At 67.1% G+C, this 20,987-nt stretch carries 22 protein-coding genes; 15 read left to right on the top strand and 7 right to left on the bottom strand.

The window, feature by feature from the left end; genetic code table 11:
- Window positions 1–78: 78 nt before the first annotated feature.
- A complete protein-coding gene (locus E8M01_RS28855; protein WP_136963311.1) occupies window positions 79–432 on the top strand; it encodes a VOC family protein in 354 nt (117 codons plus the stop codon).
- Window positions 433–498: 66 nt separating this feature from the next.
- Window positions 499–822 carry an NIPSNAP family protein gene (locus E8M01_RS28850; protein WP_136963310.1) on the top strand — a complete coding sequence of 108 codons (324 nt, stop codon included), beginning with the start codon at window positions 499–501 and terminating at the stop codon, window positions 820–822.
- Window positions 823–1,536: 714 nt separating this feature from the next.
- Here E8M01_RS28850 and hutX read toward each other — a convergent pair.
- The 4 genes from hutX to E8M01_RS28830 all read right to left on the bottom strand — a co-directional run bounded on the left by hutX (window position 1,537) and on the right by E8M01_RS28830 (window position 5,867).
- Window positions 1,537–2,058: a heme utilization cystosolic carrier protein HutX gene (gene hutX / locus E8M01_RS28845; protein ID WP_136963309.1), complete on the bottom strand. Its 522-nt coding sequence runs from the start codon at window positions 2,056–2,058 to the stop codon at window positions 1,537–1,539.
- A 9-nt stretch (window positions 2,059–2,067) separates the two neighbouring features.
- Window positions 2,068–2,409 (bottom strand): heme-degrading protein HmuQ, encoded by a 342-nt coding sequence (hmuQ, locus tag E8M01_RS28840; RefSeq protein WP_136963308.1) that lies wholly within the window; start codon window positions 2,407–2,409, stop codon window positions 2,068–2,070.
- Between the two features lie 40 nt (window positions 2,410–2,449).
- Window positions 2,450–3,613 (bottom strand): energy transducer TonB, encoded by a 1,164-nt coding sequence (locus tag E8M01_RS28835; RefSeq protein ID WP_136963307.1) that lies wholly within the window; start codon window positions 3,611–3,613, stop codon window positions 2,450–2,452.
- Between the two features lie 196 nt (window positions 3,614–3,809).
- Window positions 3,810–5,867, bottom strand: a complete 2,058-nt coding sequence (locus tag E8M01_RS28830; protein ID WP_246088469.1) for a TonB-dependent hemoglobin/transferrin/lactoferrin family receptor — start codon at window positions 5,865–5,867, stop codon at window positions 3,810–3,812.
- On the opposite strand from E8M01_RS28830, the gene E8M01_RS35175 reads away from it, so the two are divergent.
- The 5 genes from E8M01_RS35175 (at window position 5,836) to E8M01_RS28810 (ending at window position 9,336) form a co-directional block, all read left to right on the top strand.
- Window positions 5,836–6,150, top strand: coding sequence for a hypothetical protein (locus E8M01_RS35175; RefSeq protein ID WP_170181692.1), 315 nt, complete (start codon window positions 5,836–5,838; stop codon window positions 6,148–6,150). The two genes, E8M01_RS28830 and E8M01_RS35175, sit on opposite strands and share 32 nt — an antisense overlap.
- A gap of 135 nt (window positions 6,151–6,285) precedes the next feature.
- Complete coding sequence (gene hemP, locus E8M01_RS28825) at window positions 6,286–6,477, top strand: hemin uptake protein HemP (RefSeq protein WP_136963305.1); 192 nt, start codon at window positions 6,286–6,288, stop codon at window positions 6,475–6,477.
- Between the two features lie 41 nt (window positions 6,478–6,518).
- Complete coding sequence (locus E8M01_RS28820) at window positions 6,519–7,424, top strand: heme/hemin ABC transporter substrate-binding protein (protein WP_246088468.1); 906 nt, start codon at window positions 6,519–6,521, stop codon at window positions 7,422–7,424.
- Window positions 7,421–8,512: a FecCD family ABC transporter permease gene (locus E8M01_RS28815; RefSeq protein WP_136963303.1), complete on the top strand. Its 1,092-nt coding sequence runs from the start codon at window positions 7,421–7,423 to the stop codon at window positions 8,510–8,512. Before E8M01_RS28820 ends, E8M01_RS28815 begins: the two co-directional genes overlap by 4 nt.
- A complete protein-coding gene (locus E8M01_RS28810; RefSeq protein ID WP_136963302.1) occupies window positions 8,509–9,336 on the top strand; it encodes a heme ABC transporter ATP-binding protein in 828 nt (275 codons plus the stop codon). Before E8M01_RS28815 ends, E8M01_RS28810 begins: the two co-directional genes overlap by 4 nt.
- On the opposite strand, the gene E8M01_RS28805 is transcribed toward E8M01_RS28810, so the two are convergent.
- Window positions 9,300–9,740, bottom strand: coding sequence for an RrF2 family transcriptional regulator (locus tag E8M01_RS28805; RefSeq protein ID WP_136963301.1), 441 nt, complete (start codon window positions 9,738–9,740; stop codon window positions 9,300–9,302). The two genes, E8M01_RS28810 and E8M01_RS28805, sit on opposite strands and share 37 nt — an antisense overlap.
- A gap of 203 nt (window positions 9,741–9,943) precedes the next feature.
- On the opposite strand from E8M01_RS28805, the gene E8M01_RS28800 reads away from it, so the two are divergent.
- The 8 genes from E8M01_RS28800 to E8M01_RS28765 all read left to right on the top strand — a co-directional run bounded on the left by E8M01_RS28800 (window position 9,944) and on the right by E8M01_RS28765 (window position 18,353).
- Window positions 9,944–10,717, top strand: coding sequence for a FadR/GntR family transcriptional regulator (locus E8M01_RS28800; protein ID WP_136963300.1), 774 nt, complete (start codon window positions 9,944–9,946; stop codon window positions 10,715–10,717).
- Between the two features lie 213 nt (window positions 10,718–10,930).
- Window positions 10,931–12,250 carry an ABC transporter substrate-binding protein gene (locus E8M01_RS28795; RefSeq protein WP_136963299.1) on the top strand — a complete coding sequence of 440 codons (1,320 nt, stop codon included), beginning with the start codon at window positions 10,931–10,933 and terminating at the stop codon, window positions 12,248–12,250.
- A 30-nt stretch (window positions 12,251–12,280) separates the two neighbouring features.
- The gene (locus E8M01_RS28790) at window positions 12,281–13,177 is read left to right on the top strand and encodes a branched-chain amino acid ABC transporter permease (protein WP_136963298.1); all 897 of its coding nucleotides are present in this window, start codon (window positions 12,281–12,283) and stop codon (window positions 13,175–13,177) included.
- Between the two features lie 3 nt (window positions 13,178–13,180).
- The gene (locus tag E8M01_RS28785) at window positions 13,181–14,194 is read left to right on the top strand and encodes a branched-chain amino acid ABC transporter permease (RefSeq protein WP_136963297.1); all 1,014 of its coding nucleotides are present in this window, start codon (window positions 13,181–13,183) and stop codon (window positions 14,192–14,194) included.
- Window positions 14,191–14,952: an ABC transporter ATP-binding protein gene (locus E8M01_RS28780; RefSeq protein WP_136963296.1), complete on the top strand. Its 762-nt coding sequence runs from the start codon at window positions 14,191–14,193 to the stop codon at window positions 14,950–14,952. Before E8M01_RS28785 ends, E8M01_RS28780 begins: the two co-directional genes overlap by 4 nt.
- Window positions 14,949–15,623 carry an ABC transporter ATP-binding protein gene (locus tag E8M01_RS28775; RefSeq protein WP_136963295.1) on the top strand — a complete coding sequence of 225 codons (675 nt, stop codon included), beginning with the start codon at window positions 14,949–14,951 and terminating at the stop codon, window positions 15,621–15,623. The genes E8M01_RS28780 and E8M01_RS28775 overlap by 4 nt, the downstream gene beginning before the upstream one ends.
- A gap of 1 nt (window position 15,624) precedes the next feature.
- Window positions 15,625–16,677 (top strand): phosphotransferase family protein, encoded by a 1,053-nt coding sequence (locus tag E8M01_RS28770; RefSeq protein ID WP_136963294.1) that lies wholly within the window; start codon window positions 15,625–15,627, stop codon window positions 16,675–16,677.
- 83 nt (window positions 16,678–16,760) lie between these two features.
- Entirely contained in the window at window positions 16,761–18,353 is a 1,593-nt protein-coding gene (locus tag E8M01_RS28765; protein WP_136963293.1) for a class I adenylate-forming enzyme family protein, read from the top strand.
- A 106-nt stretch (window positions 18,354–18,459) separates the two neighbouring features.
- On the opposite strand, the gene E8M01_RS28760 is transcribed toward E8M01_RS28765, so the two are convergent.
- Window positions 18,460–19,440, bottom strand: coding sequence for an IS110 family RNA-guided transposase (locus E8M01_RS28760; RefSeq protein WP_136958299.1), 981 nt, complete (start codon window positions 19,438–19,440; stop codon window positions 18,460–18,462).
- A gap of 345 nt (window positions 19,441–19,785) precedes the next feature.
- Window positions 19,786–20,922: a serine hydrolase domain-containing protein gene (locus E8M01_RS28755; RefSeq protein WP_136963292.1), complete on the bottom strand. Its 1,137-nt coding sequence runs from the start codon at window positions 20,920–20,922 to the stop codon at window positions 19,786–19,788.
- Window positions 20,923–20,987: the final 65 nt, after the last annotated feature.

Genomic DNA, 20,987 nt, shown 5'->3' with positions numbered 1-20,987 from the left:
CGAAAAGGTCTGCGGCGGCGGGCCGATCGGCCGAAGCGGCCGCCGCGGCAGCGCGCCTCAACTCAGGGAGAACCCACTGTGCTTCGCGCGATCCGCACCGTCATGGTCTTCATCGACGACCCCGAGGCATCCGCGTCCTGGTGGGCCGCCCGCTTCGAAACCGAGGTGCAGCGCGATGTCGATGGCCCGAACCTCTATGCCTGGCTCGACCTCGACGGCATGGAGTTGGGTTTCCACCCGGCTTCCCCCAGAAACCCCCATGGCGGCAGCACCGTGCCGTATTGGGCGGTCGATGATCTCGCAGCCGAGCGCCAGCGTTTCCTCGATGCCGGCTGCAGCCATCACCGAGGCCCGCTTGATGTCGCCGCCGGACGCCGGGTCTGCCAGCTCGTCGACCCCTTCGGTATGATTTTCGGGCTTGATGGGCCCTGATGAGACATTTGCGACCTTCGATCGCCGCCACCCACGCCCCTGCCCGCCACCGCCTCGGAGTCCACCATGATCACCTGCCATATCCGCTACGTCGTCGACCAGGACAAGCTCACGGAGTTCGAGACCTATTGCCGGATGTGGCTGGAGCTGCTGCCCCGCTTCGGCGGCATCCATCACGGCTATTTCCTGCCGTCGGAGGGCGAGAGCGACATCGCCTTGGGGATCTTCAGCTTCGAGAGTTTCGCTGCCTATGAGAAATACCGGCAGGCGGCCGCTCTTGATCCCGACGTCGCCAAAGCCATGGCCTATTACAGGGAAACCCGCTGTTTCCTGCGCTACGAGCGCTCGTTCTTCCGGCCGGTCATGGGCGAGCCGCTTTTTGCGAGCTGAGGCATTCACCCATCTCGCAAAAAAGGCCTGCACTTGTCGATCAGGAGACTGGCACGACGGGATACGTCAGAGCTCCACCCAAACCTCCCCCCGGCGGGGCTACGACATTCACACATCTCTCAAAGGGGCCTGAATTCGCCACCTCTCAAGACTTCGCACGAGAACCACGGATAGCGCATGCGCCGTCCTTTTTCGTCATGGCCGGCCTTGTGCCGGCCATCCACGCATTGCCTTGACCGCGGAGGACGTGGATGGCCGTGACAAGCACGGCCATGACGAAGCGAGAAACACCGCGCCAAGACATGGATTGTCGAGATGTGTGAATCCGGTAGCCCCGGCGGGGAGAGGTCGGCGCGCATAGCGAGTGCGAACGCATCTCGCGTTCGCTCGATGCTATTGCGCCGGGAGAGGGGAAATAGATTTTTCCGAACAAGGCTTTACGCCTTTCGCATAATGCCTCTTCGACGAGCGCCTCGCCGCCTCTCCCGACCTTTCGCCGTAGCAATGAGCGAACGCGAGATGCGTTCTCTCAATGCTAGGCAAGGTCGACCTCTCCCCGCCGGGGCGAGGTGAAGGTGGTGGTTCCAGCCCAAAATTTGGACCTCCACGGTGCCGACGACGCCTCGGACTGCGTAAACTCAAGACCTGCACGCATAAGAAAACCGCGCCCGCATGACTACGGACGCGGTTTCATTGATATCCCAACGCGGCCGCTCAGGCGTAGCGGGCCCGCAACTGCTCGAAACGGGCGGTCTGTTCGGGCAGCAGTTCCCGCTTGTCGTCGCGCCGCACGAAGACCTTGAACATGGCCTCGCCCGCCTCGTTGTAGAACTGGATCGAGCAGGAACGCCGGCCGTGGAACACCCGGTCGACAAAGCCGATCTCGCGGCAGTTGTCGGCCTTGATGTGGCCGCCGATCGGGCTGTCGCCATGAACGTTGAACCAGCCATGCCCGGCACTGCCGGCCGGCAAGGTGCCGTGGCATTCGAGCACGATGTCAGGCGTGTTGACGATGAACAGGATCTCGCCCCAGCCGGTCATGTCCTGCCAGATGTCGCCGAAGGCTTCGGCCGGCGCGAACACCGCTTCGGCGGCCGGCAACATGGCCAGCACGTCGCGCGAGGCGACGCCGTGCTGGCGCGCCACGGCCTCGATCACGCCATCGGGCTTGGCGGCGAGCGCGGCACGCGCTGCGGCCAGCCGATCGTCGGATGAGGCCAATGCTTGGGCGGTCATGTCAGGTCCTCACTCGGCCGCCGCGCTGGCGATCGGACGGTTGTCGTCGATCAGCACCGCCTCGAAGCCTTCGAATTCCGGATGGCCGATCGATAGCGGCTTGCCCTGGCCGGCGCGGGCGTGGGACTTGCGGAACTGCTCGGACTGGGTCCAGCCGGTGAACTGCTCCTTGGTCGCCCACACGGTGTGCGAGGCGTAGAGCGTGTGATCGTCGCGCTCGGGGCCCTTGAGCAGGGAAAACTCGATAAAGCCGGGCAGCTCGTTCAGGTATGACTGGCGCGAACGCCAGACCTGCTCGAATTCAGCCTCCTCACCCTTGATCACCTTGAAGCGATTCATCGCGATATACATGGTTTGTCTCCTGAAGCTCTCGACAATCTTATAGTGGATCTCACCGGAGATCGTAGCGGATTCCCGCGGTGAAACTCATCGTCATCGGCCCGCCTTCCGGCATGGCCGGGAAAGGCACCGCGCGGCGCAACATGGCAACCGTCGCCTGATCGAGAATGGCGGCGCCCGACGACCCGGCAAGCGACGACGCGGCCAACTGGCCGCCGCGCGACAGCGTGAAGGCGATGACCGCACGGCCGACAATGCCGCGCTCGCGGGCCTGGTCCGGATAGACCTTGAAGCGGGCGAGATGGGCGAGCACGCGCTGGCGATAATTGGCCACCGCCGCGGCGCTGGCCTGCGAACCGCCCGAACTGGCATTGCCGACGGCGGCCTGGCTGTTGCGCATGCCGGTGCCCTCACCTGCCGGCGCCGACCGGCGGGCGGCGGCCTGGACCGGCTGCGGCGGGCGCCGCTCGGTCACCGGCTCGCGGCGCGGCGGTGTCACCTGGACGCGGACCGGCCGCTGCTCGCGCCGAACCACCGGCGGCGGTTCGCGCCGAATGACCGGCTGGGTCACCGGTGTCGGCGGCGTCGGGGCCGGCGTCACCAATGCTTGAACTGGCGCCACTTCGGTCGTGGTCGCGACCGGCACCGGATCGGGCTGGACCACCGGCGGCGGCGCCTCGGCCACCTGTTGCGGTTGCGGCGTTTCAGGCGGCGGTGGCGCTTCGGCCTGCTCGGTCACCGGCTGCGGCGCTTCCGGCGGCGGCTCGACCGTCGTCTCGACCGGCCGGGGCGGCGGCGGCTCGGCCGCCGTCTCGGTCGGCGGCGCCTCGACCGGTTGCGTCTCGGTCGTGGCGCTCTCGCTTGGCGTGGCCTCGGTGCCGCTGGCGGTGTCCTGGGCCGAGGCGGCACCGGCTTCGGCTGCGACGATCTCGACCGCGACGCCGTCTTCGCCGGTCGCCGGCACGTCGGCCGCTTGCAGGCCGAGATAGAGCGCGATCGCCAGGGCTCCGGCATGCAGGCAGAGCGAGGCGACGAGCGACAACGAGACGCGCCGGCGAAGCTTGTCGGCGACGGCTGGAATGGCGTTGGGATCGCCGGCCGAGACGGCCGGCGGCTCCGGCGGCGCGCCGCCGGTATCGGCCTGGAGGCCTTCCAGCATCACCGCCGGCGCGGCATCACGCGCAACGGTGTCACGGCTGACCGTGAGCGGGGGCATCACGAGCGCCCGGGCTTCCGGTAGGTCCGGGACGGGTGCAAAGAGCAACAGCGGCTCGTCGAGACAGGGCGACGGCAGCGGCCGCGACGACGGCGTCGCCAGAATGGGCTCGGACCGGTCATGCTTGGCAGCACGAGGCCGGGGAAGCTGAGCTCCCCGGCCGACTGCCTGGCGCGCGGTCGATGCCCGCCGCATGTCAGAACCTCGCCGAGACGTTCATGGTGAAGGAACGGCCGGGAGCCCGGAACAGCTCCAGATTGGCGTTGTTGCTAGCGATACCGGCCACGTCGATGGCGCTGAAATAGCGGGCATTGGCGATGTTCATGATGCCGGCGTTGAGCGTCACGTTGCGGTTGATCTCATAGCGGCCGAGCAGATCGAAGGTGGCATAGGCGCCAGGCTTGTAGGTTGTCACGCCCGGCTGCTGGCTGGTCGAGTCGACCAGGGTCTTCGCCGCGGCGGCCTTCATGCGCGCTTCGACACCCCAGCCCGTGCCGCTGTCGTAGCGCAGGCCCGCGACGCCGGTGAGCGGGTCGACCGAGTTGATCGGCTGGTGAGTGATCGTGTTGATGCCGCGGGCATAGGCAACGGCGCCGGTCAGCGACCACTCCGGATTGATCCGCCACTCGCCTCTGGCCTCGAAGCCGTAAATGACCACCGAAGAGACGTTCTGATACTGGAACGTCTGGAACCCGGTCGGCGATGTCCGCACCAGCACCGTGTCGATGAAGTCGTGGTAGAGATTGTAGAAAGCCGACACCTGGAAGCTCGAGCCATTGGCGAAGCGCGCCCTGAGGCCGCCCTCGAAGCCGTCGCTGGTCTCCGGCTTCAGGTTCATGTTCGGCAGGATCTCGTAACGCTGCACCTGGTTGGAGAAGGCGAAATTGGCGTTGTCATAAGGCGGCGCCCGGAAGCCGCGGGCATATTGGGCGAACAGCCGATAGGTGTCGTTCAGATCATAGGTCGCGCCGAGCTTCGGCGAGACCGCGAAGGCCGAGACGTTGCCGATCGCAAATCCAGGATTTGAATTGTAGAAGGCGGCATCCGGACGCGGTGTCAGGTGGTAATAGTCGAAGCGGATCGCCGGAATGATCCGGAGCGCGCCGAACTGCGCGGTGTCCTGAACATAAAACGCGGCTTGCGTGCTCTGGGTGTCGGGGAAATTCTTGTTCGGGAAGGTTTCGCCGGCGATCGGCCCCGGGATCGGCAGGCCGGTGACCAGATTGAACTGGCTGCGGGCGCGCGGCCGGGAGGTCATGGTGAAATCGACGGTCGCGCCATAGACGACCTGATGGTCCCAGCCGCCGAGCTGGCGCTGCGCCGAGAACTGGATATTGGTGCCGAGCACCACCTGCCGAAAATCGAAATCCGAGACGCGCAACTGGTTGGCCGGAGCCGGCGCCGGCGCCGGAACGCTGCGGCGGTACTGGTCCTGATGCTCCTGCCGGTCGAGATCGGTCCAATAGACCATGGCGGTCACCTGGTCGGCGATCGCCCAGGACAGTTGCTGGGTCCAGTCGAGGCTCAGACGGAACCGCTTGTTGGTGTCATGGGCATAGGACTGGGCGACGCTGGTCGACAGGTCGGTCAAAAGATTGGTGCCGACGCCGCGCCACAGCGCCTCGCCGGTCAGGCGCCAACGCCCCGAATCCGGCGTTTCGTAAATGATCTTGGCGAGCAGATTGTTGGATTGATAGTTCTGCGGATTGGCTCTCCGGGTCGCCGAATTGATCAGCGTTTCCGTGCCGTCGCGCCGGGTGTACATCAGCAAGGCCTGCCACGGCCCCTGCCGGGCGGCGCCGGTAAAGGTCTCGGCGAAGCTGCGGTCGACGCTGTTGAAGCTCAGCTTGGTGCCGGCATACCAGTCGCGACCGACCTCGCGCAGATAGTCTTCCGGATCCTTGGTGACATAGGAGACCACGCCGCCGATGGCGTCGCTGCCATAGAGCGCCGAGGCCGGGCCCCGGATGATCTCGACCCGCTTGAGGCTGTCGAAATCGACGAAGTCGCGGGTATAGAGACCGGCGCCCGCATTCGAGCCGGGATAATCGGGCACGCGCACGCCGTCGATCTCCTGGCGCACCCGGTTGTCGCCGATGCCGCGGATCCAATAGCTGGACGACCCGGCGCGGGTCGGATTGTTGCCGACCGCGAGACCTGGTTCGTTGCGCACCGCGTCACGCGGATTCTGGATCAGCTGCCGGTCGATCTGGCGGTCGGTGATGACGGTCACCGTTCCCGCGGAATTGTTCACCGTCGACGGCGCGCGCTCGGCGCTGACGGTGATCTCGTCGAGCGCCGACGGAGTTGCCGCCGCGCCCTGCTGCACGGCCGCCGCAGGAGGCTGCTGCGCCTGGGCGCCCCCGATTCCGGCCGCCAAAACCATCAAAGAAACCGACGCCATGGAAACCGAAGCCATGAGCGCCGCGCGCCTGTTACCGCTGACCATTGTCCGAACCGCAAGCCTGTTGGAATTGTTGGCTGGCTGGCTCGACGCCGAAGCGTCCGGCTGGCTGGCGTTTTCTGCGCTGCGGTAAGTCCGCTTTGTGCGCCCCTTGACGCTTGGTACTTAAGCTGACTACCAATGTCAACAATACCTCCTGGACGCGCAGATTTGAATGCTTCCAAGGAGTTATCGTCATTTATTATAGTTCTAAACTAGGTGCTTCTTCATGATTTCCGGCCTCCCCCGACCGCCGCATGGCAATCAGCCCGATGCGTCGCTTTCGGCGTCATCCGACGCGATTCCGACCGTCGAACTGACCGCCATCCTGGGGACCGGCCGGGAAGCCGTGATCCTGCACAAGGGCGAGCGCTATCGCCTGCGCGTCACCGCCAACGACAAGCTGATCCTGACCAAATGAGCCGTGTCATGCCTTCGACGTCGCCTTCGAGGCCTGTTGACGTGAGCCGCCGTTCGCTTGTCGCGGCATCCGGACTGACCGCGGCAATTCTCGCGGGTTCGCTTGTCCCGGCGCTCGGCAGCCTCACCGCCCTCGCCCAGGCAGCGCCGCAGCGGATCGTCGCGGCCGGCGGCGTGATCACCGAAATCCTCTATGCGCTGGGCCTGCAGGACCAGATCGTCGGCGTCGACACGACCAGCCTGCACCCGCCCCAGGCGCTGAAGGACAAACCCAATGTCGGTTATGTCCGGGCCCTGTCGGCCGAAGGCGTGCTGTCGCTCAAACCGACCCTGGTGATCGCCATCGACGGCGCCGGTCCGCCCGACACCATCAAGCTGATCGCCGAGGCCGGCATCCGGGTCGAGCGGCTCGGCGAGGATCTCACCCCCAAAGGCATCGTCGAGCGCATCCGCGCGGTCGGGCGCCTGGCCAATGCCACGCCCCAAGCCGACACGCTCGCCGATGCCATCGACAAGCGTTTCCAGGCGCTGGCGCGCGAGCGCGAAGCCCTGGCCGCGCGCAAGCGCGTGCTGTTCGTGCTGTCGCTGCAGAACGGCCGGGTCGTGGTCGGTGGCCGCCACAGCGGCGCCGATGCGATCATCACGCTGGCCGGCGCGGTCAATGCCGCCGAGGCGGTCGATGGCTACAAGCCGCTGACCGACGAAGGGGTCATTGCGGCCGCTCCCGACGTCGTGCTGGTGATGCAGCGCGGCGACCATGCCCTGTCGCCGAGCGATGTCTTCGGCCTGCCGGCCTTCGCCGCGACACCGGCCGCGCGCAACCGGTCGCTGGTTTCGATGGACGGGCTCTATCTCCTCGGGTTCGGCCCGCGCACGCCCGAGGCGGCCCATGACCTGATGGCCGCCGCCTATGGCCTCGGCGAAGCCGCCGGGGGACGTCGACAGTGAGCCTGGCTGCCGAGGCAGGTGCGGTCCCTGCCCTGTTCGCCCGTCAACGTCGCAGACTGGCGATCGCCACCCTCCTGTTCATCGCGCTGTTCCTGGCGCTCGCGGTGCTATCGCTCGGCACCGGCGCGGTGGCCATTCCGCCGGCGCGTGTCGTCGCGGTGATACGCGGCTGGTTCACCGGCGACACCGAGATCGTCGGCAGCCGCGAAGCGCTGGTCGTGTTCAGCATCCGCCTGCCGCGGCTTGTCCTCGGCGCCCTGATCGGCGCGGCGCTGGCGGTCTCGGGCACGCTGATGCAGGGGCTGTTCCGCAATCCCCTGGCCGATCCCGGCCTGGTCGGTGTGTCCTCGGGCGCCGCCCTTGCCGCCGCCTCGACGATCGTGCTCGGCGACCGGCTCCTGGGCACGGCGCAGTTCCAGTTGCCCTTCGCGCTGCTGCCGCTCGGCGCCTTTCTCGGCGGCCTGGCCAGCACGCTGATCCTCTATGCCATCGCCACCCGCGAAGGCCGCACGTCGGTGGCGATCATGCTGCTCGCCGGCGTCGCGCTCGGCGCCTTCGCCGGTGCGCTGACCGGGCTTCTGTCCTTCATCAGCGACGACCGGCAATTGCGCGACCTGACCTTCTGGTCGCTCGGCTCGCTCAGCGGCGCGAGCTGGACCAAGGTCATGGTGATCGGGCCATTGATCCTGCCGGTGCTGTTCGCCGTGCCGGTGCTGGCGCGCGGGCTCAATGCCCTGCTGCTCGGCGAGGCCGAGGCTTTCCACCTGGGCATTCCGGTGCAGCGGCTGAAGAACGCCGCGATCCTGATGGTCGCGGTGGCGGTCGGTGCCGGCGTCGCGGCTTCAGGCGTCATCGGTTTCGTCGGCATTGTCGTGCCGCACCTGCTGCGCCTGCTGTTCGGCCCGGATCACCGCATGCTGCTGCCCTTTTCAGCCCTGCTCGGCGCAACCCTGCTGACCGGCGCGGACCTGCTGGCGCGGGTTCTGGTGGCGCCGGCCGAGCTGCCGATCGGCATCCTGACCGCCGCCATCGGCGCGCCGTTCTTCCTCTGGCTGCTGCTGCGCCGCGACCGGAGCCTCGACGCATGAGCGTGATCCTCGAGGCCACCGGCGTCGGCATCACGGTGGGCAAGCGCCGGCTGGTCGACGGCGTCTCGCTGACGCTGTCGTCCGGCGAGCTCATGGTGGTGGTCGGCCCGAACGGCGCCGGCAAGACCACCCTGATGAAGCTGCTCACCGGTGAACTCGCGCCGACCGAGGGCGAAATCCGGCTCGACCGGGACAGGCTCGGCGACCTGCCGGCCTGGCGGCTTGCCGGAAAACGCGCGGTCATGGCGCAGGCGACCCGCCTCGCCTTTCCCTTCACCGTGGTGGAGGTGGTGCGCATCGGCATCGACAGCGTCGGCCGGTCGCTGCCGCGCGCCGAACGCGAGCGGCTGATCGCTGAGGCGCTGCGCTCGGCCGATATCGAAGATCTGGCCGCGCGCAACTACCAGACACTGTCGGGCGGCGAGCAGCAGCGCGTGCAGTTCGCCCGCACCTTCGCCCAGTTGAAGGCCGGCCGGCGCGGCGCGGCCAACCAGGTCATGTTCCTCGACGAACCGGTGGCGAGCCTCGATCTGGCCCATCAGATCGCCCTGATGGAAGCGGCCGTCGGCCTGGTCGACGACGGCGTCGCCGTCATTGCCGTGCTGCACGACCTCAATCTCGCCGCGACCTTTGCCGACCGCATCCTGGTGATGCATCGCGGCCGGGCCCATGCCGTGGGCAAACCGGCCGAGGTCATCACCCGCGACCTGGTCGCCACGATCTTCGGGGTCGATCTGGTCAGCGACGCGGTGCCGCCCGGCGCCTTGCCGGTGGTTCTGCCGCAGAATTACGCGCGCAGCCGCGCCACCCGCGGCGGATCCTGATCGCCGCGCTGACGCGCCAGAAGGCGCGGCTCGATCTCGGCGAGAGTCGTTTCCTCGAGCGGCTGGAAGAAGCCGCGATGGGCACGGAACATCAATTTCGCCACGGGATCGCTGGCCTCGTCGGTCATCAGGAAATTGGCCGGGCAATCCTTCGGCTCGAAGGCGCGCACGATCTCCGCCACCTTCACCTCATGCGACGGCCGGGCGAGCCTGAGCCCGCCATAGCGGCCGCGCTCGGCTTCGGTCAGGCCGGCACGGGCCAGGGCATGCGCGGTCTTCTGCACGTTGAGGAAGGTGATGCCGGTCGCCTCGGCGAGGTCAGCGGCTTTGACGGCATGCGGCCAGCGGGCCGAAAGTTCCGCCATCAGTCTGATCGCATCGAGGGTACGCTGATTGAGCCACATGACCGATGATCTAACCGATTGGCGCGCCGGATCAAACGTTCATGTCGTCGCATGAAGGCCTGAGCGCAAGACCGGCCCGACCCGCCGGGCGGTTTCGGGCGTGGCGGCGAACGGCCTGGCCGGCATTCCGACCGCCGCCGTCAGCGAGATTGACGCCGGCAAGCTGTTTGATAAGATGTCCTTTGTCGGACAAACGGATAAATATGACCAGCGAAACGGACCGGTTCGAGCGTATCCAGACGGCGCCCGCCTATCAGATGGTGGCGGAAGCGATCGAGCAGCAGATCCTGTCCGGTCGCCTGCAGCCCGGCGACCCGCTCGGCACGGAGGCCGACCTCGTGCGCCAGTTCAAGGTCAATCGCTCGACCGTGCGCGAAGGCATCCGGCTGCTCGAACAGGGTGGCCTGATCCGCCGCGACCAGAGCCGCCGGCTGCATGTCAGCCTGCCCCGCTACAACCGCCTGGCGACCCGCGTCAGCCGCGCGCTGGTGCTGCACCAGGTGACCTTTCGCGAGCTGTGGGAAGCCTCGATGAGCCTGGAGACGGCCACCGTCGAGGCCGCCGCCGCCCGCGCGACGCCGGAAGACCTTCAGGAGCTCGAGGACAATCTCGCCCGCATGGCAGCTGCCAGGGATAGCCAGGCGCATGCCGAGATCGACAGCGAATTCCACGCGCTGATCGCCCGCGTCTCGAAGAACCGCGTGCTGCAGCTCGCCCGCGAACCGGCTGGCCTCCTGTTCACGCCGACGCTGAAGATGATCCTCGACACGGTGGACGCCGCCGGCCCGCGCAATCTCGAAGCCCATCGCCATATCGTCGAGGCCTGCCGGGCGCGCGACGTCGTCGTCGCCCGCGACTGGATGCGCCGGCACATCACCGACTGGCGGCGCGGCTTCGAGATCGCCGGCAAGTCGCTGGACGATCCGATCGAGCGCACCTTCGCCGACCACCTGGGGCTCGGCGGCGCCTATTCTTGAGACAACATGACGGCCACGGCCGCCTCTGCCGGCCGACAGGCTTGACGACGCAGCCTTGCCTGTTTCACTGTTCGATTGTCCGACAAAGTCGGCTTGCCAACTGGCTCCCCTTTTTGGGCCAGGCTGGCGACCCAAGACAGCCACAAGAGACGGCCACAAGGCCGCGCCCCTGAGGAAACCGCCACCGCACCCCGCGTGCCCAAGGAGCTCTTTATGTCCAACACGTCATTGAACGGCGGTCGACGGCTCGGCCGGACCGCACTTTTCGCCGCCGCGATCACCGGCTTGCTGGCCGGGGCCGCGCAAGCCCAGGAAACCTTCCGGATCGGCATCGTCACCTTCCTGTCGGGACAAGCCGCCGAGAGCTTCGGCGTGCCGGCCCGCCACGGCGCCGATTTCGTCATCGACCAGCTCAATCGCGGCGCGGCGCCCGCGCCCTATAACCGCGTCGGCTTCGGCGGCCTGCGCATCGAGCCGATCATCATCGACGAGAATGGCGGCGCGACCAAACAGGTCCAGGAGCTGCGCAACCTCTATCAGCGCGAGAATGTCGATGCCGTCGTCGGTTATATCGGCTCGGGCGATTGCCTGGCGGTGGCGCCGGTCGCCGAGGAACTGAAGAAATTCCTGATCCTGTTCGATTGCGGCACGCCGCGCATCTTCGAGGATGCCAGCTACAAATATGTGTTCCGCACGGCCGCCCACGCCACCCAGGACAATGTGGCGCTCGCCCGCTACATGCGCTCGCGCAACATCAGCGCCGCCTCCTACAGCCTGATCAACCAGGACTATGCCTGGGGCCAGGATTCGCGTGGCGACTTCATGGCGACCATGGCGCAGCTCTACCCGCAGGCCAAGGCCGAGGCCGACCTGCTGCCGGCCTTCGGGTCCGGCCAATATGGCACGGAGATCTCGGCGCTCGGCCGCGCCGGCTCCAACGTCGTCTATTCCAGCCTCTGGGGCGGCGACCTGCAGGCCTTCATCCTGCAGGGTGGCCCGCGTGGCATTTTCCAGCGCAGCCAGCTGGTGCTGAGCGCCGCCGACCACGTGCTGCAGGCGCTCGGCGACAAGATGCCGAACGGCGCGATCATCGGCGCGCGCGGCGCCTATGGCCTGATGGCGCCCGATACGGCGCTGAACCGCTGGTTCTTTGCCGGCTATAGCCAGGCCCGCAACGGCACCTATCCGGTCCAGGCCTCCTATCGCATGACCCAGGCGCTGCTCGGCCTGAAGGCGGCGGTCGAAAAGGCCATGGCCAGCAATGGCGGCAAGAAGCCGACGTCGGAAGAGCTGGCGGCGGCCATGGAAAACCTCGAATGGGATACGCCCGGCGGCCTCATCCAGATGCGCCTCGGCAATGGCCATCAGGCGATCCAGGCCATGGCGATCGGCCGCACCCGTTATGACGCGGCACGCCGCATGGTGACGATCGAGGATATCCAGCGCTTTCCGGCCGAATGCGTGAACCCGCCGGCCAATATGCGCAGCCTCGACTGGATCAAGGCCGGTTTCCCCGGCGCCAAGTGCGATTGACCGACCTTTAGCCCGCGGGAGGCAAGACCGGTGCAACTGGCGCTCACCATCCTGATGGACGGCCTGATCTACGCGTCATGGCTGTTCGTCGTGGCCCTCGGGCTGACCCTGGTCTTCGGCGTGCTGAAGATCCTCAATATCGCTCACGGCAGCCTCTATGCCGTGGGCGCCTATGCCTCGGCGAGCGCGGTTGGCCTGGTCGCCTCGCTCGGCTGGGCGCCCGGCCTGTCGCTGCTCGCCATGCTCGTCGCCGCGATCGGCGTTGCCCTGCTGGTCGGGCCCTTGCTGGAGCGCGGCCTGCTCCGGCTGTTCTACGGCCGCGACGAGGTGGTGCTGCTGCTCGTCACCTATGCCCTGTTCCTGATCCTGGAAGACGCGGTCAAGCTGATCTGGGGCGTCAATCCCTATTACGTCTCCGAGCCCTATCAGCTGTTCGGCAACGTCGCCTTCGGCCCGCTGTTCTATGTCGGCTACGACTTCGCGCTGATCGGGCTCGCGATCATCTGCGGGCTTGCCGTCTGGTTCGGCCTCAACCGCACGGTGTCCGGCAAGATCGTGCTGGCGGTGATCCATAGCCGCGAGATGAGCGGCAGCATGGGCGTCAATGTCGACCGGGTGCAGTGGATCGCCTTCACGGTCGGCGTGTTCCTGGCAGCGCTCGGCGGCGCCTTCACCGCGCCGATGATCTCGGTTCAGCCCGGCATCAGCGTCAGCGTCATCATCGTCAGCTTCGCCGTGGTGATCATTGGCGGCCTCGGGTCGATCGAGGGGGCCGCGATCGGCGCCATCGTCGTCGGGCTGGCGCGCGCGGCTGCCGTCCATCTCATGCCCGAAGCCGAATTGTTCAGCATCTACCTGGTCATGGCGGCGGTGCTGATCTTCCGGCCGGAAGGTCTCTTTCAGCGGGCGGCCGCCAGGAAGATCTAGATCATGACGCGCACCCAACTCTCTCTTGCCGCGGCCGGCACGATCATAGGCCTCGTGCTGCTCGGCCTGGTCCTGCCCAACTGGCTGCAATTCCTGGCCACCATGGCCGCCTCGCACGGCATCGTGTCGCTCGGCATCCTCCTGATCATGCGCGGCGGCCTGGTGTCGTTCGGCCAGGGCATGGTCTTCGCCCTGGGCGGTTATGCCGTGGCGCTCTGCGTCATCAAGCTCGGCATCACCGACGCGCTGCTGCTATTGGTCATCGGCGGCGCGGTCGCCGGCCTGATCGGCGCGGTCACCGGCCCCTTGCTCGCCCGCTACAGCGGCATCTTTTTCGGCATGCTGACGCTGGCGCTGTCCATGGTGCTCTACGGCATCCTGATCAAATCGACGGCGCTCGGCGGGTCTGACGGCTTCAACATCCCGCGCCCGAGCCTGTTCGGCCGCCGTCTCGAAGGTCCCTCGGGCGATTATGCGCTCTATGTGCTGGCGATCCTGACCACCGGCCTTGCCTCCTGGGCAACCGCCATGCACATCCGCTCGGCGCGCGGCCTGGTGACCCAGGCGATCCAGGCCAATCCGCTGCGCGTCGAATATCTCGGCACCTCGGTACAGTCGGTCATGGCGACCAATTTCGCCTTGGCCGCGGTGCTCGGCGGCCTCGGCGGGGCGCTCACCGTGTTGGCGCTCGGCCATATCGAGCCGACCTTCGCCTTCTGGACCCAGTCGGGCGAATTCGTCTTCGTGGCGATCCTGGCCGGCTCGAAGAGCGTCATTGCCATCTTCGTCGCCTCGCTGGCGCTGGAACTGGTGCGCTCCTTCTCCAGCCTCTATTTCCCCAATACCTGGCAAATGGCGCTCGGCCTGTTCCTGCTCGCCATCATCCTGTTCCTGCCCAACGGCATCGGTTCGCTCTGGACGACGCGGGCGGCGTCCCGGCGGGCGGCCGAGGAACCGACGGAACCGGCGCGGGAAGCGACCCGCCAGCCAGCCAGCGCGCGCGAGGGCACGTCATGACGACCTCAGCCAGACCCGTGCTGTCGGCCCGCGACATCGGCAAGAGCTTCGGCGCGGTGGTGGCCGCGGCCGAGGTGACCATCGAAGTGCCGGCCGGCCAGCGGCTGAGCCTGATCGGCTCCAACGGCGCGGGCAAGACCACCTTCGTCAACATGGTCACCGGCTATCTCAGGCCCGATCGCGGCGCCATCGAACTCGACGGCGAACCGATCCTCGGCCTGGCGCCGCGGCTGATTTCGCGCAAGGGCATCTGCCGGTCGTTCCAGATCCCGCAGCTCTGCGTCGAGCTGACCGCGCTGCAGAACATGCTGGTCGCCTGCGCCGCGGCGGATGCCGGCGGATTGTCGTTCTGGCGCGATCCCGGCGCCGGCGGCCATCAGGAACGCGCCCTCGACCTTATCAGGCGCTTCGGCCTGCACGGCTTCGCCGACCGGCTGGTGAGCGAACTGCCGGGCGGTGTACGCAAGCTGCTCGACATCGCCATGGCGCTCGCCCGCAAGCCGCGCCTGCTCTTGCTGGACGAACCGACATCGGGGGTCAGCGCCGAAGAGAAGTTCCCGGCCATGGACCGGGTGATGGAAGCGATTTCGGGCGAGGCCGCGACCGTCGTCTTCGTCGAGCACGACATGGACATCGTGCGGGCTTATGCCGACCGGGTCATCGCCTTCTACAGCGGCCGGGTGATCGCCGACGGCACGCCCGACACGGTGCTGCGCGACGCCGAGGTCCGGCGTTATGTCACGGGAGGCACGGCATGAGCGGCGAGAACGCTTTCCTGACGGTCGAGGACCTGCATGTCACCATCCAGTCCATGCAGGCCCTGCGCGGCTTCTCGCTCGCGGTTCCGGCCGGCCGCATGGTCGGCGTGATCGGCCGCAACGGCGCCGGCAAGACCACGCTGATGCGCGCGATCATGGGCCATCTGGCCGTGGCGCGCGGCCGGATCCATTTCGACGGCCGGGACCTCGGCCCCATGCCGCCCCATGGCCGGGCGCCGCTCGGCATCGGCTACATGCCGGAAGACCGCCAGCTGGTGCCGGAACTGACGGTGGAAGAGAACATCCTGCTGCCGATCTGGGTGTCGAAATCGCTCCATGGGCCCGACCGGCTCGCCTTCGTCTTCGACATGATGCCGGAGGTTGCCGCCATGCGCGACCGCAAGGCGCTGCTGCTCTCGGGCGGCCAGCAGAAACTGGTGGCGCTCTGCCGGGCGCTCGCCGTCGGCACCCGGCTCCTGCTGCTGGACGAGCCGTTCGAGGGTGTCGCCCCGGCGCTGTCGCAGCGCCTGGCCGAGGTCATTTCGGGCCTCAAGGGCACGGCGCTCAGCGTGGTCATCGCGCAATCCGACCTCAACCATTCGCAATCCCTGTTCGACCATGAGTATGTCATCGAGCGCGGCGCCAACGGCGCGGTCGGCCGTGCGGCCTGAGATGAGCGCGACCGACACAGTGGCCTCGGCGCCGGATCATCAGGCGGAGTTCGATGCCGCCCGCCTCGACGCCTGGCTCCGCCTGGCCGTGCCGGATTGCCGGGGCCCGATGCGCCTCGAACGGATCGGCGGCGGCCAGTCGAACCCGACCTTCTTCGTCAGCTACGACAATCGCCAGCTGGTCATGCGCAAGCAGCCTGCCGGCCCGGTGCTGCCGTCGGCCCATGCGGTCGACCGGGAATACCGGATCATGCGGGCGCTCAGCCTGACCGACGTGCCGGTGCCCGAGATGCTCGCCTTCTGCGACGACCGCGCCGTGGTCGGCACGCCGTTCTTCGTGATGGCGCGGGTCGAGGGCCGGGTGTTCCATGACTGCGCCCTGCCCGGCGTCGCGCAGCCTGAGCGCCGCGCCATTTATTTCGCCATGGCGGAAACGCTCGCCCGCCTGCAGAAGGTCGACATCGCCGCGGTGGGGCTTGCCGATTACGGCCGTCCGGGGGGCTTCTTTCCACGCCAGATCGCTCGCTGGACCAGCCAATGGCAGCTGTCGAAAACCCGCGACAACAGCGATATCGAGCGGCTGATCGCCTGGCTGCCGGCGCATCTGCCGGAAGGCGACGAGACCACCATCAGCCATGGCGATTTCCGCCTCGGCAACCTGATGTTTCATCCAAGCGAACCGCGCGTCGTCGCCGTGCTCGACTGGGAGCTGTCGACGCTTGGCCACCCGCTCGCCGATGCGGCGTTTTCCTGTCTCGCCTGGCACACCAGGCCGGCCTGGTTCAACGGCGTGCTCGGCCTCGATATCGAAGCGCTCGGCATTCCCAGCATGGCCTGTTATCTCGACCGCTATCGGGGCGCGGCGGGACGCCTATCCGATGTCGAAACCTTCCACCTGGTCTTTTCGCTGTTCCGCTTTGCGGTCATTCTCGAAGGCATCGCGGCGCGCGCCAAGGCCGGCAATGCCGCGGCCAGCAACGCCGCCGAGGTCGGCGACCTCTCGGCGAGCTTTGCCGGCCGCGCTGTCGAACTGATCGAGGCGAACGGCCCGTGACGGAAGCGGCGAGGCTGGACCTCAGCCGCTTCCAGGGCCCATTCTCAAGCGCGTTGCGGCGCGCGCAGACAGGACGCAATGCCATGGCATGGCTCGACGGCTCGTCAATTCTGATCCGGCGCGAAGCCCATTTCGGCGATCGTGTCATCGCCTGTTTCGCCGAGCGGCCGGCCGGCCTGTTCGCCATGTTCGTCGATGCCGTCGACCGGAACCCGACGGGCGAAGCCGTGGTCTGCGGCGAGGAACGGCTGAGCTACCGGACACTCGATGCCAAGGTCGCGACCTTGGCCGCGGCGCTGGCGGGACGCGGGATCGGCGTCGGCGACCGCGTCGCGCTGCTCGTCGGCAATCGCAGCGAGTTCGTCACGATCCTGCTCGCGGTGATGCGGCTCGGCGCCATCGCCGTGCCCATGGGCATCCGGCTGCAGACACCGGAAATCGCCTATGTGCTCGAGGATTGCGGCGCGCGCCTGCTGATCCACGAGGCCGATCTCACCGATCGCCTGCCCGCCGCGGCCGAGGTGCCGAGGCTCGAGGCGCGGATCGCCACCGGCGCCGGTTTCGCCGCGCTGCTGGCGAGCGGCGAAGGCCGTGCCGCCGGTCCGGCCGCGACGACCGGCGAAGAGGAGACCGCCGTCATCCTCTATACGTCGGGCACCACCGGCCGGCCGAAAGGCGCGATGCTGACCCATCTCAACATCGTCCATTCCGCCATGGTCTATGCCTATTGCATGAACCTCGGCACGGACGACCGTTCGGCCGCCGCCGTGCCGCTCAGCCATGTCACCGGTCTCATTGCCAATGTCGCCGCCATGCTGCGCGCCGCCGGCACCCTGGTGATCGTGCCGGTGTTCAAGGCCGCGGACTATCTTGATCTATCCGCACGCGAACGGGTCACCCAGACCATCCTGGTGCCGGCCATGTATAATCTCTGCCTGATGCAGCCGGATTTCGACCGCTACGACCTGTCGTCCTGGCGCATCGGCGGTTATGGCGGCGCGCCGATGCCGACGCCGACGATCGAAAAGCTCGCCGAGAAACTGCCCGGCCTCAAGCTGATCAATGCCTATGGCGCGACCGAGACGACCTCGCCGACCACGATGATGCCGCCGGAGTTCACCGCCTCACGCGGCGACAGCGTGGGATTTGCCGTGCCTTGCGCCGAGGTCATCGTGGTCGACGAGGCCGGCCGCGAAGTGCCGGCCGGCGAGACCGGCGAGATCTGGATCCGGGGGCCGTCGGTGGTGAAGGGTTATTGGAACAATCCGGTCGCCACCGCCGCGGGTTTCACCGGCGGCTATTGGCATTCCGGCGACATCGGCGCGATCGACGCCCAGGGCTTCATCCAGGTGCTCGACCGCAAGAAGGACATGATCAATCGCGGCGGCTACAAGATCTTCACCGCCGAGGTCGAGACCGTGCTGGTGGCGGCCGACGGCGTCATCGAATGCGCCGTGGTGGCGGTGCCCTGCCCGGTGCTCGGCGAACGCGTCCACGCCTTCGTGGTGACCGATCCCGCGCTGTCGCCAACGGTGGAAGCGCTGAAGCGCTACTGCGCCGAACGGCTGTCCGACTACAAGGTGCCGGAAAGCCTGACGCTGACCACCGATCCCTTGCCGCGCAACGCCAATGGCAAGGTGATCAAGCGGGCGCTGCGCGAGGCGTTGAAGGGGTGAATAGCGAATAGCGAATGGCGAATGGCGAATGGCGAATGGGGATGAAGCGAAACGCATCGTGCGCGTAAACCCTCGCCCGCTTGCGGGAGAGCATCTGTGTTTCGGGTCAAGCCTGTTTTGGAGCGTGAGTGGCCCAAGTGCGGTCCTGAGCGATAAGGGTGTTGGCGAGGACGACGAGCTTTCGAGCCACGGCGATGAGGGCGCATTTGGGCTTCTTGCCCTTGGCGATCAGGCGGTCGTGGAAACTTTTCATGTCGGCGTTGCAGCGCGTGGCCGAGAGCGCCGCCAGGTAGAGAACGCGGCGCACCCGGGAGCGTCCGCCCCAGATGACGCGGACGCCCTGTCGTTCACCCGAATCATCGGCGATCGGGGCTAGTCCCGCCAACAGGCTGATCTGTTTGATGTTGCAGGTCCCCAGCTCGGTCAGGGCGGCCACCAGGGTCGTGGCGACCGCCGGGCCGAACGAAGGGATCGAGATCAGAATGTCGTGGCGTCTGGCCAGGCATGGATCGGCCGCGATGCGTTTGGCGATCTCGCCGGCGATGGCTTCGATAGCCTTGGCGATCCGGGTGAGACGGTGAGCGAGATGGCGGATCAGGAACTTGTCGGTGACCGCGTGCCGCTGGTTCTTGAGGGCTGTCTGTTCGTCGACGGCCGCATCGCGGGCGCTGACCAACTCATTGAGCGCATCGAGGGCTTCCGGTGCCGGCGGTCGCTGGGCCGGGTTCATGGCCCGCGCGAACAGGGCCAACACGCGGGCATCGAGCCGGTCGGTCTTGGCCAAGGTGCCCGTGGCACGCGCGAACATGCGCACGCGATAAGGATCGACCACGGCAACCGGCACGCCCGAGGCATGCAGGCTTCGGCGAACCTGGCGGTGCCACTTGCCGGTCGCCTCGACCACGACCAGCGCCAGATCAAAGCGCTGAAGCCAGCGCTTCAACTGCCGGATGCCCAACTCGGCATTGGCAAAACGGTGGGTCTCCCCGCCGGGCAGAACGTGGATGTCGAGCCAGCTCTTGCTGACGTCGATTCCCACGGTAGACTTGCCTTCGGTCTCTTGTTTGGACGCTTCCTTGCCTTGCATACGGGACTTCCTCCCCAGCATCTGTTCAGGACAAGAGCCAGAGGACGGCCGGACCATGCTCTCCCGCGGTGCTGAGCCAAAGGGTGAAACGGTCCCGGACATCCGCGTCGAGGCCGGTGGCCACCGGCCTCGACGCACCTCTCAGCCTGCGCTGAGTCGGTCCCGCAAACATGCAAGGGTGGCGCCGTCAGGCGCCGGGTGAGGGTCCAATTCAACACCCATCCGTCATTTTTGTTGGCGGGAATGCACTGACAGCATCGACGCAACCACCCTCACCCGGCCGCTCCGCGGCCACCCTCTCCCGCGAAGACGCGGGCGAGGGTTGGTGTGAACCCCTTACCCGCCCTATTTCACCGCCGCCATCAACCGCGAGAAGAATCCGTCGAAGGCGGATTTGTCGATCCAGCGCAGCACCACGACCAGATCGTGATCCGGGTCGACCCAGATCGCATTGGTGCCGGCGCCGAGCGCGAAGAAGGCCGAGGCCGGGACGTCGGGCTTGGCCGCCGCGCCCTTGTTCAGCCACCAGAGATAGCCGTAATTGTCCAGCGTCGGCGACGGCGTCAGCATCGCCTTGACCCAGGCTTCCGACAGGATCTGCCTGCCGTTCCAGCTGCCGCCGCGCGCCACCATCAGGCCGAGCCGGGCATGGTCGCGCGCGCCGATGAACAGGCCGCCGCCCCAATGGCCGCCACCCGGCACCGACTGGATTGTCCGGCCATCGATATCGACCAGGGAATTGCGGTAGCCGTGCCATTGCCAGTCGGGCGAAGCGCCGATCGGGTCCATGACACGCTCGCGCAGGACATCGGGCAAGGGCCGGCGGAAGCGCTGGAGCAGGCAATAGCTGAGCAGGTTCACCCGGACGTCGTTATATTCGTAGTGGCTGCCGGCCGGCTTCAGGTCGCGCTTCTGACCCTTGCGGCTGTTGTCGGCGCCGGCGCCGATCTGCCTGTTATGGTCCACCTGGTCGGACTTTTCGAAGATCTCACCCTGCCATTCGCTCGATTGCTGCAGCAGGTGGCGCCAGGTGATCGGCGCATTGTGGGCGCTGTCGAAAAACCGGTCCTTGACGGTCGCATTGACCGGCTCGTCGACGTTGGTGATCAGGCCGTCGTCGAAAGCGAGCCCGGCCACCACGGCGATGTAGCTCTTGGCGATCGAAAAGGTCATGTCGGTGCGCTGGGTGTCGCCCCATTCGGCAACCAGGCGGCCGCCCTTCAGGATCAGGCCCGCCGGACCGCCACGCTCGCGCACCGGACCGGCGATCTCGCTCCACGGCCCGGTCTCGTTCCATTCGACCAGGCCGACATAACGCCCGTCGGGATAATAGAGGCTGCGCGGCCAGGGGCTTTCGCTCGCCTTGGCGAAGTCGACCGCGGCGGCGAGCCTCGCCGGATCGAAACCGGCGTCGGCGGGAGCAAGACCGGTCCATTCGCCACCATCGGCGCCGGGAACGTAGGGGCTCGAATGACTGGTCATGCACGTCTCCAAGAAGGCGGTTGGGGGACAGGGCCCGTTCGCCGCCAGTCCTAGCAAAGGCGCGC

Source organism: Phreatobacter stygius (assembly GCF_005144885.1).
Lineage (GTDB): Bacteria > Pseudomonadota > Alphaproteobacteria > Rhizobiales > Phreatobacteraceae > Phreatobacter > Phreatobacter stygius.
This window is presented reverse-complemented; position numbering and strand designations above follow the sequence as displayed.

Coding starts and splice junctions, on each gene's coding strand:
- E8M01_RS28850 (WP_136963310.1), top strand. CDS start 499: ATGATCACCTGCCATATCCGCTACGTCGTCGACCAGGACAAGCTCACG.
- hutX (WP_136963309.1), bottom strand. CDS start 2,058: ATGACCGCCCAAGCATTGGCCTCATCCGACGATCGGCTGGCCGCAGCG.
- hmuQ (WP_136963308.1), bottom strand. CDS start 2,409: ATGTATATCGCGATGAATCGCTTCAAGGTGATCAAGGGTGAGGAGGCT.
- E8M01_RS28835 (WP_136963307.1), bottom strand. CDS start 3,613: ATGCCCCCGCTCACGGTCAGCCGTGACACCGTTGCGCGTGATGCCGCG.
- E8M01_RS35175 (WP_170181692.1), top strand. CDS start 5,836: ATGACGGTCACCGTTCCCGCGGAATTGTTCACCGTCGACGGCGCGCGC.
- hemP (WP_136963305.1), top strand. CDS start 6,286: ATGATTTCCGGCCTCCCCCGACCGCCGCATGGCAATCAGCCCGATGCG.
- E8M01_RS28810 (WP_136963302.1), top strand. CDS start 8,509: ATGAGCGTGATCCTCGAGGCCACCGGCGTCGGCATCACGGTGGGCAAG.
- E8M01_RS28805 (WP_136963301.1), bottom strand. CDS start 9,740: ATGTGGCTCAATCAGCGTACCCTCGATGCGATCAGACTGATGGCGGAA.
- E8M01_RS28800 (WP_136963300.1), top strand. CDS start 9,944: ATGACCAGCGAAACGGACCGGTTCGAGCGTATCCAGACGGCGCCCGCC.
- E8M01_RS28795 (WP_136963299.1), top strand. CDS start 10,931: ATGTCCAACACGTCATTGAACGGCGGTCGACGGCTCGGCCGGACCGCA.
- E8M01_RS28785 (WP_136963297.1), top strand. CDS start 13,181: ATGACGCGCACCCAACTCTCTCTTGCCGCGGCCGGCACGATCATAGGC.
- E8M01_RS28780 (WP_136963296.1), top strand. CDS start 14,191: ATGACGACCTCAGCCAGACCCGTGCTGTCGGCCCGCGACATCGGCAAG.
- E8M01_RS28775 (WP_136963295.1), top strand. CDS start 14,949: ATGAGCGGCGAGAACGCTTTCCTGACGGTCGAGGACCTGCATGTCACC.
- E8M01_RS28770 (WP_136963294.1), top strand. CDS start 15,625: ATGAGCGCGACCGACACAGTGGCCTCGGCGCCGGATCATCAGGCGGAG.
- E8M01_RS28765 (WP_136963293.1), top strand. CDS start 16,761: ATGGCATGGCTCGACGGCTCGTCAATTCTGATCCGGCGCGAAGCCCAT.
- E8M01_RS28760 (WP_136958299.1), bottom strand. CDS start 19,440: ATGCAAGGCAAGGAAGCGTCCAAACAAGAGACCGAAGGCAAGTCTACC.
- E8M01_RS28755 (WP_136963292.1), bottom strand. CDS start 20,922: ATGACCAGTCATTCGAGCCCCTACGTTCCCGGCGCCGATGGTGGCGAA.